13 protein-coding genes are annotated in these 13,557 nt (G+C 75.3%); 7 read left to right on the forward strand and 6 right to left on the reverse strand.

Annotated elements, in window-relative coordinates:
• Positions 1 to 137 precede the first annotated feature (137 nt).
• Together ACI792_RS16835 and ACI792_RS16840 are read right to left on the reverse strand one after the other, a co-directional pair.
• The gene (locus tag ACI792_RS16835) at positions 138 to 959 is read right to left on the reverse strand and encodes an SRPBCC family protein (protein ID WP_456603603.1); all 822 of its coding nucleotides are present in this window, start codon (positions 957 to 959) and stop codon (positions 138 to 140) included.
• A 148-nt stretch (positions 960 to 1,107) separates the two neighbouring features.
• Positions 1,108 to 2,931 (reverse strand): flavin-containing monooxygenase, encoded by a 1,824-nt coding sequence (locus ACI792_RS16840; RefSeq protein ID WP_456603604.1) that lies wholly within the window; start codon positions 2,929 to 2,931, stop codon positions 1,108 to 1,110.
• A 128-nt stretch (positions 2,932 to 3,059) separates the two neighbouring features.
• On the opposite strand from ACI792_RS16840, the gene ACI792_RS16845 reads away from it, so the two are divergent.
• The gene (locus ACI792_RS16845; protein ID WP_456603605.1) at positions 3,060 to 4,247 is read left to right on the forward strand and encodes a transcriptional regulator; all 1,188 of its coding nucleotides are present in this window, start codon (positions 3,060 to 3,062) and stop codon (positions 4,245 to 4,247) included.
• Positions 4,248 to 4,272: 25 nt separating this feature from the next.
• Here the strand turns inward: ACI792_RS16845 and ACI792_RS16850 are convergent, their stop codons facing one another.
• Positions 4,273 to 4,632 carry a hypothetical protein gene (locus ACI792_RS16850; RefSeq protein WP_456603606.1) on the reverse strand — a complete coding sequence of 120 codons (360 nt, stop codon included), beginning with the start codon at positions 4,630 to 4,632 and terminating at the stop codon, positions 4,273 to 4,275.
• Between the two features lie 175 nt (positions 4,633 to 4,807).
• Here ACI792_RS16850 and ACI792_RS16855 point away from each other — a divergent pair, with 175 nt between their 5' ends.
• Complete coding sequence (locus ACI792_RS16855) at positions 4,808 to 5,815, forward strand: asparaginase (RefSeq protein WP_456603607.1); 1,008 nt, start codon at positions 4,808 to 4,810, stop codon at positions 5,813 to 5,815.
• Entirely contained in the window at positions 5,812 to 6,690 is an 879-nt protein-coding gene (locus tag ACI792_RS16860) for a polysaccharide deacetylase family protein (protein WP_456603608.1), read from the forward strand. Before ACI792_RS16855 ends, ACI792_RS16860 begins: the two co-directional genes overlap by 4 nt.
• On the opposite strand, the gene ACI792_RS16865 is transcribed toward ACI792_RS16860, so the two are convergent.
• Entirely contained in the window at positions 6,687 to 7,841 is a 1,155-nt protein-coding gene (locus ACI792_RS16865) for an MFS transporter (RefSeq protein WP_456603609.1), read from the reverse strand. The genes ACI792_RS16860 and ACI792_RS16865 overlap by 4 nt on opposite strands.
• A gap of 75 nt (positions 7,842 to 7,916) precedes the next feature.
• On the opposite strand from ACI792_RS16865, the gene ACI792_RS16870 reads away from it, so the two are divergent.
• A complete protein-coding gene (locus ACI792_RS16870; protein WP_456603610.1) occupies positions 7,917 to 8,516 on the forward strand; it encodes a TetR/AcrR family transcriptional regulator in 600 nt (199 codons plus the stop codon).
• A gap of 85 nt (positions 8,517 to 8,601) precedes the next feature.
• Here the strand turns inward: ACI792_RS16870 and ACI792_RS16875 are convergent, their stop codons facing one another.
• On the reverse strand, positions 8,602 to 9,534 hold the full coding sequence (locus tag ACI792_RS16875; protein ID WP_456603611.1) for a sugar phosphate isomerase/epimerase family protein: 933 nt from the start codon (positions 9,532 to 9,534) through the stop codon (positions 8,602 to 8,604).
• Between the two features lie 285 nt (positions 9,535 to 9,819).
• Between ACI792_RS16875 and ACI792_RS16880 the strand changes: the two genes are divergently transcribed.
• The gene (locus tag ACI792_RS16880) at positions 9,820 to 10,293 is read left to right on the forward strand and encodes a hypothetical protein (protein ID WP_456603612.1); all 474 of its coding nucleotides are present in this window, start codon (positions 9,820 to 9,822) and stop codon (positions 10,291 to 10,293) included.
• A 14-nt stretch (positions 10,294 to 10,307) separates the two neighbouring features.
• Here the strand turns inward: ACI792_RS16880 and ACI792_RS16885 are convergent, their stop codons facing one another.
• On the reverse strand, positions 10,308 to 10,802 hold the full coding sequence (locus tag ACI792_RS16885) for a GbsR/MarR family transcriptional regulator (RefSeq protein WP_456603613.1): 495 nt from the start codon (positions 10,800 to 10,802) through the stop codon (positions 10,308 to 10,310).
• A 75-nt stretch (positions 10,803 to 10,877) separates the two neighbouring features.
• Between ACI792_RS16885 and ACI792_RS16890 the strand changes: the two genes are divergently transcribed.
• Together ACI792_RS16890 and ACI792_RS16895 are read left to right on the forward strand one after the other, a co-directional pair.
• Entirely contained in the window at positions 10,878 to 11,798 is a 921-nt protein-coding gene (locus ACI792_RS16890; protein WP_456603614.1) for an ABC transporter ATP-binding protein, read from the forward strand.
• Positions 11,795 to 13,447, forward strand: coding sequence for an ABC transporter permease (locus ACI792_RS16895; protein WP_456603615.1), 1,653 nt, complete (start codon positions 11,795 to 11,797; stop codon positions 13,445 to 13,447). The genes ACI792_RS16890 and ACI792_RS16895 overlap by 4 nt, the downstream gene beginning before the upstream one ends.
• Positions 13,448 to 13,557 lie beyond the last annotated feature (110 nt).

The following is a 13,557-nucleotide window of genomic DNA, read 5'->3' on the forward strand; positions in this document are numbered from 1 at the left end:
CCCCGCCCCCCCCCCCCCCCCCCCCCCCCCCCCCCCCCCCCCCCCCCCCCCCCCCCCCCCCCCCCCCCCCCCCCCGCCCCCCCCCGCCCGCGCCGCCCCCCCCCCCCCCCCCCCCCCCCCCCCCCCCCCCCCGCGGATCAGCGGCTGCCGCCGCCGATCATCGGATCGTCGCCGCGGTCGACCGTGCCCCGCTCTGCCCCCTCCGTGGAGGAGCCCGTGGTGTAGCGACCCGGGTCCGACTCGTCGACCATCACGTCGTCCCGGACCTCGTCCGCGGGAGGCTGCGGAACCACGGCGACCCCCTCGGGCCGGGTCGGGGGCACCTGCTCGTGCGGCGGCTGCTCGCCGCTCTTGGACCCGGCCGCGACGGCGCCCGCGGCGGCGGCCGCGACCCCGGCCACGGCGGCCGCGCCCGCGGCGACCGCCTTGCCCGACACCCCGGCCTTGCCGCTGTCCCCCCGGGACGGGAAGGCGGCGTTCACCCCGGGCGTGCCGACGTCCTCGCCGGGGTTGATCGTCCCGCGCCAGCCCCCGGTGGCGTAGCCCTCGCTCTCCACCAGCTCCTTGAACCGCCGCAGGTCGGACTCGACCTGCCGCTCCACGACGCCCAGCTTGTCGCCGACCTTCTCCACGAGCCCCTCCGGCTCGTACTCCAGCGACAGGTGCACGAGCGTGGCGCCCGCACCCACCGGCTGGAAGCGCACCGCCCCGGCGTTGGTCGCGCCCTCCGTCGCGGCCCACGCGACCTTCTGGTCGGGAACCTGCTCCAGGATGGTGGCGTCCCACTCCCGCCGGACGCCGGCTATCTCGGCCACCCAGTGCAGGCGCTTGTCGCCGTGCTGTCGGACTTCCTTGACCCCGCCCATGAAGTGCGGGAAGTCCTCGAACTGGGTCCACTGGTTGTAGGCGGTCGTCACCGGTACGTCGACCTGGATCGACTTCTCAGCCTTCGTCGTCATCGTTCGTCCTCCCATGGTGAGTTGCGTCACTCACCCACCGCCTACCCGCACTCCGGCCCGCCGACGCCCCCTGATGCGGAACGCCCGGAGATGCGGCGCCGGGCCACCCCGCCGTTCGTGCCCCGCCGCCGCCCTCCACCAGGCCGGGTCAGCTCACGTGGTGCACCTCCGGCAGCCCGTACACCGGCGTCGGGATCCCCTCGTAGCGCGCCTTGAGCTGCAGCGCCAGGTAGAGGGAGTAGTGCCGGGACTGGTGCAGGTTGCCGCCGTGGAACCACAGCGCCTCCTGCCGGGTGGGCTTCCACATGTTGCGCTGCTCGCCCTCCCACGGCCCCGGGTCCTTGGTGGTGTCCGAGCCCAGGCCCCACACCTTGCCCACCCGGTCGGCGACCTCCTGGCTGATGAGGTCGGCCGCCCAGCCGTTCATCGACCCGTAGCCGGTGGCGTAGACGACCAGGTCGGCGGGCAGCTCGGTGCCGTCGTCCAGGACGACGGCGTCCTCGGTGAGGCGCACCACCTGGCCGTGCGCCAGCTTGACCCGGCCGTCGGCCACGAGCTCCGCGGCGCCGACGTCGATGTAGTAGCCCGAGCCGCGGCGCAGGTACTTCATGAACAGGCCCGAGCCGTCCTCGCCCCAGTCCAGCCAGAAGCCGGCCTTCTCCAGCCGGTCGTAGAAGTCGGCGTCCTTCTGCTTCATCTGCTCGTACAGCGGGATCTGGAACTCGTGCAGGATCCGGTACGGCAGCGAGGCGAAGATCAGGTCCGCCTTCTCCGTCGTCACCCCGGCGGCCACCGCCTCCTCCGAGTAGAGCGCGCCGAGCCCGATCTCCATGAGGCTGTCGCTCTTGACGATGTGCGTCGAGGAGCGCTGGACCATGGTCACGTCGGCGTCGTGCTCCCACAGCGCCCCGCAGATGTCGAAGGCGGAGTTGTTGCTGCCGATGACGACGACCTTCTTGCCGGCGTAGGCGTCGGGCCCGGGGTGCGCCGACGAGTGCTGCTGGTCACCGCGGAAGACGTCCTGCCCCGGGATGACGGGGATGTTCGGCTTCCCGGACATCCCGGTGGCCAGGACGACGTGCTTCGGCCGCAGGGTGAGCGGCTTGCCCTCGCGCTCGACCTGGACGGTCCACTCGCCCTTCTCCTCGTCGAAGGTCGCCGACGTCGCCGTGGTGCTGCCCCAGTAGGGCACCTCCATGACCTTGACGTAGCTCTCCAGCCAGTCGCCGATCTTGTCCTTGGGCGAGAACACCGGCCAGTTGTCCGGGAACTTCAGGTAGGGCAGGTGGTCGTACCAGACCGGGTCGTGCAGGCAGAGGGACTTGTAGCGCCCGCGCCACTGGTCCCCCGGCCGCGGGTGCTTGTCGACGACGAGCGCCGGCACGCCGAGCTGGCGCAGCCGGGCGCCGAGAGCGATGCCGCCCTGCCCGCCGCCGATGACGAGGACGTAGGGCTGGACGCCGACGCCGAGATCGGCCTCCTCCTGCTCGCGGCGCTCCAGCCAGGTGCGGCGCTCCTTGTTCGCCCCGTGCTCGGCCCCCATCGGCCGGGCCGGGCCGCGCGGCTCCTCGTGGCCCTTCAGCTCCGACAGGGTGGTCAGCAGCGTCCACGCCCTCGCCTCGCCGTCCTCCTCGACCAGCCGCACCAGCCCGCGCCCCCGGCCGACCGCGGTCTCGAACGCGAACCAGGCGGTGGTCACCCCGTCGGCCTCCTCCGGCGGCTCGTCGACGGTGAAACCCCGGGGATCGGTCCCGTCGAGCGTCGCGCTGAGCAGGTCGGCGACGCCGGCCGGGTTCTCGACGGTGGTGATGTTCCAGGTGAAGGAGACGAGGTCGCGCCAGAAGCTCGTCCCGGCGAACATCCCGGCGGCGCGCGCCACGTCTCTGGCCCGCAGCGCCTCCTCGAAGCCGGTGAGCCAGCGGTGCGCCCGCTGCTCCGGGGTCTGCGTGGGCGTGTCCAGGGTCTGGGTCATGCGCTGCTCCTCCTCCGGGCACCGGACGGCGTGGTGTGATGTGCAGCACAACGCCCCGCGGCCCGTGGGGGAAGCGTTGCAGCGAGTTGCACGCCCCCGGCCGCGGCGCCCGCCCGGAGGAGGTGGACGTGGCCGGCTACTCGGCGATCGCTCCCGGGACCGACCTGGCGGAGCACGCCCGGGTGCTGGTCCGGGTGCACGACGCGGTGATCGCGGGCGGGCGCCCGCCGGTCCGCCCGCGGGGCGTGGTCGCGCGCTCGTGGTCGAGGGTCCTGGGCCTGGGCCTCGACGCCTCCCGCTCCAACGCCCGGGAGCCGCTGCCCCTGGAGGAGGTGGAACGGCGCCGCCGTGCCAGCCCCCTGTCGCTGGTGGTCGGCGAGCTCCGGCAGGTGCTGGGCAGCGTCGCCGAGGCCTCCTCCTTCCTCGTGGTGGTCACCGACGCGGACGGCGTGATCCTCTGGCGGGAGGGGTCCGCGCGGCTGCGGGTGCGGGCGGACGCGCTCGGTTTCGCCGAGGGGGCGCGTTGGACGGAGGCCGCGGTCGGCACCAACGCGATCGGGACCGCCCTGGCCGAGGCCGCGCCGGTGCAGCTGTTCTCCGCCGAGCACTTCGAGACGGCCCAGCACCCCTGGTACTGCACCGCCGCGCCGCTCCACCACCCCGTGAGCGGGGAGCTGCTCGGCGTCGTGGACGTCAGCGGGCCGGCGCTCACCCTGCACCCGGTGATCGGCGCCCTCGTGGAGACCGCCGTCAAGCTGGCCGAGTCCCAGCTGTGGCGTCACCACGAGCACCGCCTGGAGCGGCTGCGCCGGTCGGCCCGCGCCGCGCTGGAGACCGTCCATGGCCCCGTCCTGCTGGTCGACGACGACGGCTGGGTCGCGCACCGCTCGGGCATCGCGGTGCGCGACCGCATCGAGGTGCCGCGGCCCGACCGGCTGGTCGCCGTCCCGGGGCTGGGGCTGTGCACCCCCGAGCGGATCGGCGAGGGCTGGCTGGTGCGCCCGCGCGGCCCCGGCGCCGACATCGTGGCCGAGCTGCACCTGACCGGCCCGCCGGTGCTCCGGTTGCGGACCGGCGCCGGGTCGTGGCGGACACCGCTCACCCGGCGCCACGCCGAGGTCCTCGTGCTGCTGCAGCGGGCCGGTCGCTCGGGGCTGACGGCCGCGGGGCTGAGCACCGCCCTCTACGGCGACGAGGACCACTGCGTGACGGTCCGCGCGGAGGTCTCGCGGCTGCGCCGGGTCGTCGGCGGCCTCGTGGCCACCGCCCCCTACCGGCTCGCCGACGGCGTCACCCTCTCGGTCGTCCGCTCCTGACGAGCTGCGGAGGGGGGTGCCCCGGTCAGCCGCGGCGGCCGAGGATGCGGCGGAGCAGCCCGGGCCTCCGCGGCGCCGGAACCGGTGCGGGCGACCCGGCCGCCACCGGGGGCGCCGCCGGCGGCACGGCTGCGCCGCGAGCCGCGGAGCGGGCACCGGCGGCGGCGACCCGGGAGCGGTCCCGGTGCTCGTGGGCGATCCGCTCGTGCGCCAGGTAGTGCTGGAGGCTCTCCGGCGCGAGGCGGCTGCCGCGCGCGGCGACGTCGTGCCGCGCCTCCCGCTCGCAGGCGCGCTTCTCCGCCTCGGTCATCTGGAGCGGATCCCACCCGCCGCGCCGCCGGCCGGTCTGCCCCGGGGGCTGAGGCGTTCCGCTGAGGACGGTCATGACGGCTCCTCTCCTCGCTGGGTGCCGACCAGCCTGGACCCCGCCGGCGCCGCGGCACAGGGCCGCAGGTCACTCCGCGCGGACGGGCGGGCACGGCGGGCTCCGGTCGCGCGGGGGCGGCCGCCGGGGCAGGGTCGGGGGGACGTCGACGCGACGAAGGCTGCCGGGAGGACGAGTGCGCATCCACCTGCTCGCCACCGGCGGGACGATCGCCAGCCGGCGCGGACCGGGCGGGCTGGCCTCGGTCACCCCCGCCGCCGACCTCCTCGCCGCCGCGGGCACGCCGCCGGGGTTCGAGGTGACGACCAGCGACCTGAGGACAGTGGGCAGCTTCGCGCTGACGACCGCGCACCTGCGGGAGCTCGTCGCGGAGGTGCGCCGCTGCCTGGCGGCCGGCGTCGACGGCGTCGTCGTCACGCACGGAACCGACACCATGGAGGAGTCCGCGTTCCTCGCGGACCTGGTCCACGACGACCCGCGGCCGGTCGTCTTCACCGGCGCCCAGCGCCCCTTCGACTCCCCCGCCCCCGACGGTCCGCGCAACCTCGCCGACGCCCTGCGCGTGGCCGCCTCCCCGGCCGCCGGGGGTACGGGGGTCCTGCTCCTGTTCGACGGCCTCGCCTTCGCCGCGCGCGGGGTGCGCAAGGTGGAGACCCTGCGCAGCGGCGCCTTCGCCGCACCGGGCCGCGGCCCGGTGCTCCGGATGGACGGCGAGGCGGTGACGGCGCTGGCCCGTCCGGTTCGCGGCGCCCCCCTCCCCCTCGACCTGGGGGCGGACCTCCCCCGCGTGGACGTCGTCCCGCTCTACCTGGGGACCGACGACGTGCTGCTCCGCGCCGCGGTGGCGGCCGGCGCGGCCGGCCTCGTGCTGCAGGCGTTCGGCGCGGGCAACGCGACGCCGGCGGTGGCGGCCGCCGTGGCGGAGCTGGCCGCCGGCGGGATGCCGGTGCTGGTGTGCTCCCGCGTCCCGTCGGGCCCGGTCGCCCCGCTCTACACCGGGGGCGGGGGCGCCGACCTCGCCCGGGACGGCGCGCTGCTCGCCGGTGACCTGAGCCCGTGGCAGGCCCGCCTGCTGCTCGCCGCCGCGCTCGCCGTCGCCCCCGACGACCCGCTGGCACTCGTCGCCGGCCACCTGGCGGCCGGCGACCCGGCACCGGACCGAGTGGATGGAGAGCAGGGATGAGCAAGGAGATCTTCGTGGCCTTCGGCGTCGACGTCGACGCCGTCGGTGGCTGGCTCGGCTCGTACGGCGGGGAGGACTCCCCCGACGACATCTCCCGCGGGGTCTTCGCCGGCGAGGTCGGCGTGCCGCGTCTGCTGGAGCTGTTCCGCCGCCGGGAGCTGCCGACCACCTGGTTCTGGCCCGGCCACTCGATCGAGACGTTCCCGGAACAGTTCGACGCCTGCGTCGCCGCCGGCCACGAGATCGGCGTCCACGGCTACAGCCACGAGAACCCGATCGCGATGAGCCGCGAGCAGGAGCAGGCGGTGCTCGACCGCTGCATCGCGCTGATCGAGGAGCGGGCCGGCCGCCGGCCGACCGGCTACGTGGCCCCGTGGTGGGAGTTCAGCGGCGTCACCAACGAGCTGCTGCTCGAGCGGGGGATCACCTACGACCACTCGCTCATGCACCGGGACTTCGAGCCCTACTACATCCGGGTCGGTGACTCCTGGACGAAGATCGACTACGACGCCCCGGCGGAGAGCTGGATGGAGCCGCTGGTCCGCGGGGAGGAGACCGACCTCGTCGAGATCCCGGCGAACTGGTACCTCGACGACCTGCCGCCGATGATGTTCATCAAGTCCAGCCCGAACAGTCACGGCTTCGTCAACCCGCGGGACATCGAGCAGATGTGGCGGGACCAGTTCGACTGGGTGCACCGCGAGATGGACTACGCGGCGTTCACCATGACCATCCACCCCGACGTCTCCGGGCGCCCGCAGGTGCTGCTGATGCTCGAGCGGCTCATCGACCACATCAACGGTCACGACGGCGTCCGCTGGGCGACCTTCGACGAGATCGCGCAGGACTTCCTCCGTCGCTCGCCCCGCGGCTAACGCCGGCTCCGGGCCGGCTCCCGCGAGCCGGCGGCGATCACCCCCGCCCACCCGGGGGGCGCGGCGGCGCCGGCGCCGAGGAGCACCGTCGCCGCCGCGACCAGCATGGCCGCCGGGAGCCCGGGGCCCGCGGCCACCGCACCGAGCGCCACGGCGCCGAGCGCCTGGCCGGCGGTGAGGCCCACGAAGAGGAGCGCCGCGGCGGCTGCGGCACCGTCGGGGCGGGCGCGAGCACCCCAGGCGATCAGCACGCCGCTGAGCGCCACGAAGGCGCCACCGAAGACCGCCAGCGCGATGCCGGCGAGCCACGGGACGCCGGGCCGGACGGCGAGCAGTGCGGAGGCCGCCGCCGCCAGGACCAGGGCGGCCCGCCAGGCAGCGCGCACCCCGTACCGCTCGACCAGCGCGCCGCTGACCCCGCCGAGCAACCCCGCCGCCCCCAGGACGCACCACAGCGCCCCGCTCACCCCGGCGGACAGCTCACCCGCCCCGGTCAGCAGGTCCCGCCCGAACGTCCAGACGCCGGCGCACCCCGCGCCCGCGAGGACCGCGGCCACGGTGGGCCGGCCGAGCCCGCGCCAGGGCCGGCCGGCCGGGTGGGGCAGCGCGCCGGGGCCCGGCCAGCGGGCCGCCCGGTCGGCGGTCCAGGTCACCAGCACCGCCAGGACGGCGAACACCAGCCAGGCCTCCCGCCAGGCCGCGGGGGCGGCGAGCACCAGCAGGCCGCCGGCCACCACGCCTGCTCCCGTGCCGCTGTTGACCACGCCCTGGGCTCGCCCCTCGCTCGCGGGCGGGACCGAGGCGGCGATCGCGGCCACCAGCGCGGGTGTCGCGGCGCCCGCCCCACTGCCGGCGATCAGCACCCCGACCGCGAGCACCGCCGTGCCCGGTGCGACGGCGACCACCACGGATCCGGCCGCGGCGCTGCCACCGGCGGCCCACAGCGCGGCCCGCCCGTGGCCGCGCGCGACCAAGAGGGGCGTCAGCAGGGCGGCGACGCAGTAGGCCAGGTAACCCCCGGCCGCGAGGGCGCCCGCGGTGCCGCCCGAGAAGCCGAACTCGGTCCGGAACTGCGGCAGGTAGAGGCCGAACCCGTACCGGGCCAGCCCGTAGGTGACCGCGATGACGGCGAGACCGGCGCTGATCAGCACTGCAGGCCGCACCGGGACGGGCCCGCCAGACGCACGTAACGATCGTTTCGCCATAACGTTCGTTACCGTAGTGCCGTGCCCCGGACCCCCGCGACCGCGACGGCGCGCGAGCGGCTGCTCTCGGCCGCGGCGGAGCTCTTCTACGAGTCGGGCATCGCCGCGACGGGCGTCGACGCCGTGCTGCGGCGGGCCGGCGTCTCCCCGGCCACCATGTACGCCCACTTCGCCGGCAAGGACGCGCTCGTGGCCGCCTACCTGGAGCAGCGGCACCACCGGTGGCGCGCGGTGTGGGACGAGATCCTCGCCGACAGGGACGACCCTCGCGACCGGCTCCTGTCGGTGTTCGACGCGCTCGCCCGTTACCGGGAGAGGTCGGGTGACCGCCGGGGCTGCGGATTCCTGGCCGCCGCCACGGAGCTGCCGGCCGGCCATCCCGGCCAGGTGTGGCTGGCGGCGGACACCGCGTTCCTCACCGGGCGGTTGCAGGACCTCGCGGGCACCGCCGGCGCCGACCGGCCGGCGGAGCTCGCCGCGGACCTCCTGCTGCTCTACGACGGCGCACTGGCCGGGCTCGCGAGACGGGCGACCACCCCGGGGCCGATCGGCGACGACCCCCTCGGCCGGGCCCGCGCCACCGCGCGCCTGGTCCTGGCGACCCGGCTCCCCGACCGGTGAACCGCTGCCGCCGTCCGCCCCGACGACGCAGGAGAGGGGCGGCCCCCGGAGTGCGGAGCCGCCCCTCTCGTGCGTGCCGGATGCGTCAGCGGGTGGAGCAGGTGAGGTACGTGAAGCCCTCCTGAGCGGCCTCGAAGGGGTCGTAGGTCGGGTCGCCGAAGCGGGGGTCGTGCTCGACGACGTAGTACCGGGTGCTGCCGCCGGCCGCTCGGAAGATCTCCGAGAAGTCGATGTCACCGCGGCCGACGATCTCGATCCGCCGGTCCATGTCCTCGTTCAGGTCCTTGACGTGGAAGAGCCGGATCCGGTTGCCGTACTCCTGGATGACGTCGATCGGGTCGACACCCGCGAAGACCGCCCAGTACAGGTCGAGCTGGGAGACGACGTGCCGCCGCTCGGAGTGCTGCATCAGGATGTCGAAGGCGGTCCGATCACCGAAGGTGGTCTCGAACTCCCAGTTGTGGTTGTGGATCATCAGCCACTGGCCGGCCTTGCGGGCCTGCTCGCCGACCGCGTCGAGGTACTCGGCGTAGGCGATCCACTCGGCCTCGGTCTCGAGCTGCGGGGTGCCGCCGGAGCCGAAGTACTGCACGCCCAGGACGCGGTTCTCCTGGAGGATCTGCTCGATGTCCGCCGGCTCGTCGGGGGTGCCGACGTCGACGTGCCGACCCGAGGCCTTGAGCCGGTACTCGCGCAGGAGCGCCGCGTACTCCTCCGCCGACATGCCGCTCAGGGTGAAGGGCTCGACGTTCCGGTAGCCCATCTCGCTGAGCCGGCGGAGGACCTCCTCGTGCCGGGCCTGCGTGGCCTCGTCGGTGCCGAAGCCGATGTGCTCGGCGAAGGTCCACAGCTGGATGGAGACCATGCGTGCCGGCACCGCCCGGTCGACGCAGTCGGAGTTCCCGTGGGCTCCGGTCGAGGGCGGAGCCGCACTCGCCGTGCCGACGAGGCCGAGGAACAGCAGTGAGGTCAGGGCGGCGAACAGCACTGCCCGCAGGGGGCGGTGGCTTCTCTTCAAGGTCGTGGATCCTCTCGAGTGGGGTGGCGATCGCTCGTCGTCGACCGCAGTCCGCGTGACCCGTGCCGCCCGCTGCGGAGCCCCTCGGGACTCCCGACCGTCACCGGTGGCTCCACGCCTGCGCCGAAGACCGTGTGCTGCGCCACAGAAGCTAGCAACACTTCTGCGCGACGGAAAGCGGAAGTCCGGTCAACCCTGGGCGGATGTCCGCCGGTGTCGCAGCCGGTCGGGAATGCGCTGGTCACGCGGGCGAGAGCGAGCGCTGGGGGGCGGCAGAATGGCGGCATGAGCACGCCTCCGATGCGCTCCCGGATGGTCCCGGCCCTGCTGGGCGGGGCCACCACCGCGCTGTACTACGCCCTGCCCGACCTCATCCCCTCCCGCCCCGGCCGCGTCTGGGCGAAGGCGGCCCTGATGGTCGCCTCGCTGGCCGCGTCGGCACCGGACCTGCGGGCGGCGCGGAAGGCCGTGCGCGAGGTCCGCGAGGAGGTCCGGCCGGCGCAGGCGTTCCGCTCGCTCCCCGCGCGGAGCAAGGCGGTCCTCATCGGCATCGGCGTCAGCGCGCTGGCGGCCTCGACCGCCGGCGTGGTGGTCGGGGAGCGGTGGGCCTTCCGCCGCGGGCAGGCGCGGGCAGCCGCCGGCAAGCGGTGGCCGCACGCCGGCCCGGCGCTGGTGTACGGCGCGCTGGCGAGCACGCTGCGGCTCTCCCCTCCCCCGCCGGCCACGGACGCCGCGAGCGACGGCGGGCCACCTGCCTGATCCCGAGGGGCTCGTCAGCCCAGCCGGCGCTCGCGCTCCTCGGGCCAGCGCGTGACCGCGTCGGCCAGGACCCCGTGCAGGAAGGCGAGGAACTCGCGGGTCTCGGCGAGCCGGCGCCCGCCCGGTCGATCGGTCCCGAGCAGGTCGATGCCGGACCCGACGACGTCCTGGAAGCGCTGCAGGGCCTGCAGCTCGGCGGAGACGAACCGGGTCCACAGGTGGGCGTCGTCCAGGACGTACAGGTCGCTGCGGGTACCCGGCTCCCGCTCGCGGACGAGGAAGCCGATCTGCACGAGCTGGCGGACCGCCCCGCTGATCGCCGCGGGGCTGACCTGGAGCCCTTCGGCCAGCTCGGCGGCCGTGTAGCGGTCGGCGTCGTCGGCCAGCGCGTAGGCGAAGACCCGGGCCGGCATGGGCTGCATGCCGGACTCGCGCAGCGCCAGGGCAAACCGCTCCACGAAGCGCAGCAGCGTCGCCCGCTCCGCGTCGGTGTTCTCCGCGACCGTCACGCCGCCCAGAGTACCCGACGTGTCGGAGGATCAATGAGGTTCACAAATTCGTGAAGAATCTGTAGCTTCACCGGCATGACAGCGATCTCGGTCTCCGGACTGGTCAAGACCTTCGGAGCGACCCGCGCGCTGGACGGGCTGGACCTCGAGGTGGCGACGGGTGAGGTGCACGGCTTCCTCGGCCCGAACGGCTCGGGGAAGTCCACCACCATCCGCGTGCTGCTGGGCCTGCTGCGTCCCGACTCCGGGCGCGTGCGGCTGCTGGACGGCGACCCGTGGCGGGACGCCGTCGCGCTGCACCGCCGCCTCGCCTACGTGCCCGGCGACGTGACGCTGTGGCCCACCATCTCCGGCGGCGAGTCGATCGACCTCCTCGGCCGCCTCCGGGGAGGGTTGGACCCGCGCCGGCGCGCCGAGCTGCTCGACCGCTTCGACCTCGACCCCCGCAAGAAGGCGCGCACCTACTCCAAGGGCAACCGCCAGAAGGTCGCCCTGGTGGCCGCGCTGGCCTCGGACGCCGAGCTGCTCGTGCTCGACGAGCCGACCTCGGGCCTCGACCCGCTGATGGAGGCGGTGTTCCAGGAGTGCATCCGGGAGGTGCGCGCCGAGGGGCGCACCGTGCTCCTGTCCAGCCACATCCTGGCCGAGGCCGAGGCCCTGTGCGACCGGGTGAGCATCATCCGCCACGGCGCGACGGTGCAGAGCGGAAGCCTCGAGGAGCTGCGCCACCTGACCCGCACGGCCATCACGGTGGAGACGGCCCGCCCGGCCACCGGTGTGGACACCTTGGCCGGCGTGCACGACCTGCGGCACGAGGACGGCCGGCTGCGGTTCGACGTCGACACCGACGCCCTGGACGGCGCCCTCCGCCACCTCACCGGCTTCGGCGTCGTGAGCCTCACGAGCACGCCCCCGACGCTGGAGGAGCTCTTCCTGCGGCACTACGGCGACGAGCTGGCCGAGGACACCGCCGGGCGTGAGCCGGTGCGGTCGTGAGCACCCAGCTGTCCGAGGCCCCCGCCCGCCCCGCGGCGCCGCCACGGAGCGGCCGCTCGTCCACCTCCGCCGGAACGGGGGCGCTGCTCCGCTTCGCGCTCCGCCGCGACCGCGTCCGACTGCCGGTCTGGATCGCCGCCGGCGCGTCGATGGTGGCGCTGCAGTCGGTCTCCAGCCAGTCCTTCTACGACTCCCCCGGCGCGCTGGCCGCCTACCGCGCCTCGGTGGGGAGCAACGCCGCGACCATCGCGCTCGGCGGGCCGCCGGTCGGGCTGGACACGGTCGCCGGCGCCGTGGCCTTCGAGATCTCGGCGACGGTGATGCTGATCGCCGCCCTGATGGCGATGTTCACCGTCACCCGGCACACCCGTGCCGACGAGGAGGCCGGGCGCACCGAGCTGGTCCGGTCCGCGCAGGTCGGCCGGCACGCGCCGCTGCTCGCCGCGGTGCTGCTCTCCACCCTCGCCTGCGCCCTCTTCGCCGTCGCCGTGGGGGTCGGCGCCACGGTCACCGGCCTGCCGGCCGCGGGCTCGTTCGTCCTCGGCGCCTCCTTCGGGGCCTGCGGGCTGGTCTTCACCGGGATCACCGCCGTCGCCGTGCAGGTCACCGGGCACACCCGGTCGGTCTACGGCCTCGTGGGAGGCGCGTTCGCGGTGTTCTTCGTGCTGCGCGCCATCGGCGACATCCAGGGCAACTGGGTCGTCTGGACCTCGCCGATCGGCTGGGCGCAGGCCACCCACCCGTGGTCCGCGAACGCGCTCGCGCCGCTGCTGCTGTGCGGAGCCGTGGCCGCCGGGCTGACCCTGGCCGGGTTCGCCCTGCTCGACCGGCGCGACCTCGGCGCCGGGCTGACCCAGCCGCGCCCGGGCCGCGCCGGGGCACCGCGGTCGCTGCGCTCGCCGCTGGGACTCGCCGTGCGGCTGCAGCGCGGGGCGTTCCTCGCCTGGGCGCTGGGCCTGGCCGCGCTGGGCCTGGTCTACGGCGCGCTCGCCGAGTCGGTCGAGACGCTGGTCGCCGGCAACGAGCAGGCCCTGGAGATGTTCGGGAACCCCGACGTCGGCGACCTCGTCGACGCCTACCTCGGCACCACCTTCAGCATCACCGCGCTGCTGGCCGCCGCGTACGCGGTGTCGGCGGTCCTGCGGGCGCGCAGCGAGGAGTCCGAGCACCGCGCCGAGCCGGTGCTGGCGACGGCCACCAGCCGGGCGGCCTGGCTGGGCAGCCACGTCGCCGTCGCCCTGGCCGGCTCCGCCCTGGCGATGGCGGCCTCCGGCGTGACCACGGGGATCGTGCGCGCCGTCCAGACCGGCGAGGCCGCCGCGTCCGGCCGGATGCTGGCCGCGGCGGTGGCGTACGTGCCGGCGGTCTGGGTGGTCGCCGGCCTCGCCGTCGCGCTGTTCGGCCTCCTCCCCCGGGCGGCGACGGCGCTGGCCTGGACCGCCGTGGGGCTCTTCCTCGTGATCACGATGTTCGCCGAGTCCTTCGACTGGCCGGGCTGGGTCGGCGACCTCTCCCCCGTCGCCTGGGTGCCGCTCATGCCCCTGGAACCGTGGACCGCCGGCCCCGTGCTCGGGCTCCTCGCCGTCGCCGCGGCCCTGCTCGGCGTCGGCTTCGCGGGCTTCCGCCGCCGTGACCTGGCGACCGGCTAGCACCGGCGCACCCCAGATCTAGGGGTCGGCCGACCCCCACGGTCGCGTCTGCCGCTGCCGCCTCCGCGCTGGTGATGCTCGTCCTGCCACGGGCCGCGGGGCCCGGATCA

This window comes from Blastococcus sp. SYSU DS0669 (genome assembly GCF_054050895.1).